Genomic DNA, 1,989 nt, shown 5'->3' on the forward strand with positions numbered 1-1,989 from the left:
AGTGGTAGACAATAGCTAAGAGGCAGAACAGCATTTTATGCCGCCTGCCTCTCTCAATAATCTTTTAATAGATTAAATCAAAACGAAATTTTTATCATCAATTCAATCTGTTTACACAGAATTTTTTACACTACCTCTGGCATAGCAGCTTGGGTAAGCTCATTAAGTTCCTGAATCCTTTTTTCAATCTCAGGATCTTCTATATAGCCAAACTGTTTATCAGTCTCGATGTAATCAGTATATAAGCTTTTCCATTCACTGTATTCTTCATCCAGTAGATTGCCATCATCACATACTTTGCGAATGTGGCTCCAAAGACGAAGGCTTTCTTTCATCTGAAGATAGTTCAGCTCTTCAGATGGAGTAGCATCCTTCTTTAATGGAAACTGTAAAAGATGAACTTCGCCATCAACCAGCTTTGGAATAATTCCATAGCGGTCCTCCAGTTCGAAAAGAATCTGAACAGCGCTAAACACCTTTGCAGGGTTAGGATCAGCTAAAGCATGCTTATCTACACCTAAAGCATCAGCAATTGTATTAAGAGTAACTTCATCCGGATATCGATTACCAAGCTCGTAATTACGAATAGTGGATTCGTTTATTCCCAATGTTGTAACTATTAAAAAATGTAAAGAGGAGCCTGCAAAACGGAAGCTGGTCAACAGAACTGCTGTGTGAGAACACGGATATGTTTTGTATATGACTTAGTATATGTTTTGCAGGCTTCTTTTCTTTTGGTTATCTTTTTCTGATTCCATCTACAGCACTCAGGATATAAGGCTTTATCGGATCGGTTTCCTTTTTGGAAGGCACCAGAAAGGTGCGAAAGATGAAGAAGAACGTTGAAATCGACACAACAACTGTAGGAGGAAGAATTAAGTATCTAAGAATAAAAGCCGAGTTATCACAGTCAGAACTGGCAGAGAAGATGCACATTCAGGATCGTTCCAATATTTCTTTGTATGAAACTAACAGAAGATCCGTCTCATGGTCTTTGGCTGTAGAGCTTGCTGGAGTCTTGAACAGTACTCCTAACTTTATACTAGATGGAATTGTATCGGAAGACCCGACAATAGCAGAGATAGAACATTTACTCAAGTCTGTCAGAACGGAGGCTGTAAAGAAAATGATACTTCAACAAGTTAAAGCTGCCGTAGAATTTGAAAGAGCAAATATGTATTAAAACTACTGAATGTGACAATACGACTCAATCGTGTTACATACTTAATAACTTTGCTAATTTAAAATATATTTGTCAGACAAAAAGAGTAACGCGCTACTTTGGTAATCAATCAACTGAGGAGAATTTTGATGGAAGTGGAAGCAAAGTATTCATATGTGAAGAAATTACATCATTATTCAAGATCTGATCCTGAATGCAAAGCTAAGTTCATTCTAAAAAACTATGAGCGATTTCCTAAGATAATAGCGGGATATGAATCTAACTGGGCAATTATCGTCAAGGCCGAGAAGCGATACAACGAAAAAGCCGCTTCGGGAGAGCTCGGGGTAAGAATTCAAAAAAGTGGAACCAGTAATCCAACAATGAATGAGGCAATTGCAAATTTAGAGCTAAGTACAGCCAGATCTGAGACCGATCTTCGACATGTCCTAAAGGGAACTGATAATCCTGACCAGCATGTGAAAGATAAACTCATCATCCAGGATATGCAGGATGACTACACCATCTTGTGTAATGCCATATATGCACTAGGAACCAAAGATGAAGAGATGTTTGTTAGATACTTAACAAGAGAAAATGAAGCTCTTCAAGATCTTGCAGATGAGTATAAGATGGAACTAGCAAATTTCAAGAAACAGATTTATAGCATAAAAAAGGCTGTGTTTCTTTCTACTGTTGAATGTATTGATCTCAAGTACGGAATAATAGAACGGAGGTGACAAACTATTAGTAGTCAATAGGTTTTAAACAAAATTTTGAAATTATTGGTTTGAGGGTAACTTTAATAAACCATCTGAATACACCGT

Annotated in this window: 3 protein-coding genes; 2 read left to right on the forward strand and 1 reads right to left on the reverse strand. The window is 37.2% G+C overall.

The genetic code is table 11. The features are described 5' to 3' along the window. Window positions 1-125 precede the first annotated feature (125 nt). Entirely contained in the window at window positions 126-662 is a 537-nt protein-coding gene (locus BM294_RS15595) for a helix-turn-helix domain-containing protein (RefSeq protein WP_139225911.1), read from the reverse strand. Between the two features lie 167 nt (window positions 663-829). Between BM294_RS15595 and BM294_RS15600 the strand changes: the two genes are divergently transcribed. Next, window positions 830-1,183 carry a helix-turn-helix domain-containing protein gene (locus BM294_RS15600; RefSeq protein WP_091210002.1) on the forward strand — a complete coding sequence of 118 codons (354 nt, stop codon included), beginning with the start codon at window positions 830-832 and terminating at the stop codon, window positions 1,181-1,183. A gap of 128 nt (window positions 1,184-1,311) precedes the next feature. Continuing rightward, complete coding sequence (locus BM294_RS15605; RefSeq protein WP_091210004.1) at window positions 1,312-1,902, forward strand: hypothetical protein; 591 nt, start codon at window positions 1,312-1,314, stop codon at window positions 1,900-1,902. The last annotated feature ends 87 nt before the right edge of the window (window positions 1,903-1,989 follow it).

Source organism: Oribacterium sp. WCC10 (assembly GCF_900113415.1).
Taxonomy (GTDB): Bacteria; Bacillota; Clostridia; order Lachnospirales; family Lachnospiraceae; genus Oribacterium.

Bases quoted from the DNA above. Each gene is read 5' to 3' on its own strand.
- BM294_RS15600 (WP_091210002.1), top strand. From the start codon at position 830: ATGAAGAAGAACGTTGAAATCGACACAACAACTGTAGGAGGAAGAATT.
- BM294_RS15605 (WP_091210004.1), top strand. From the start codon at position 1,312: ATGGAAGTGGAAGCAAAGTATTCATATGTGAAGAAATTACATCATTAT.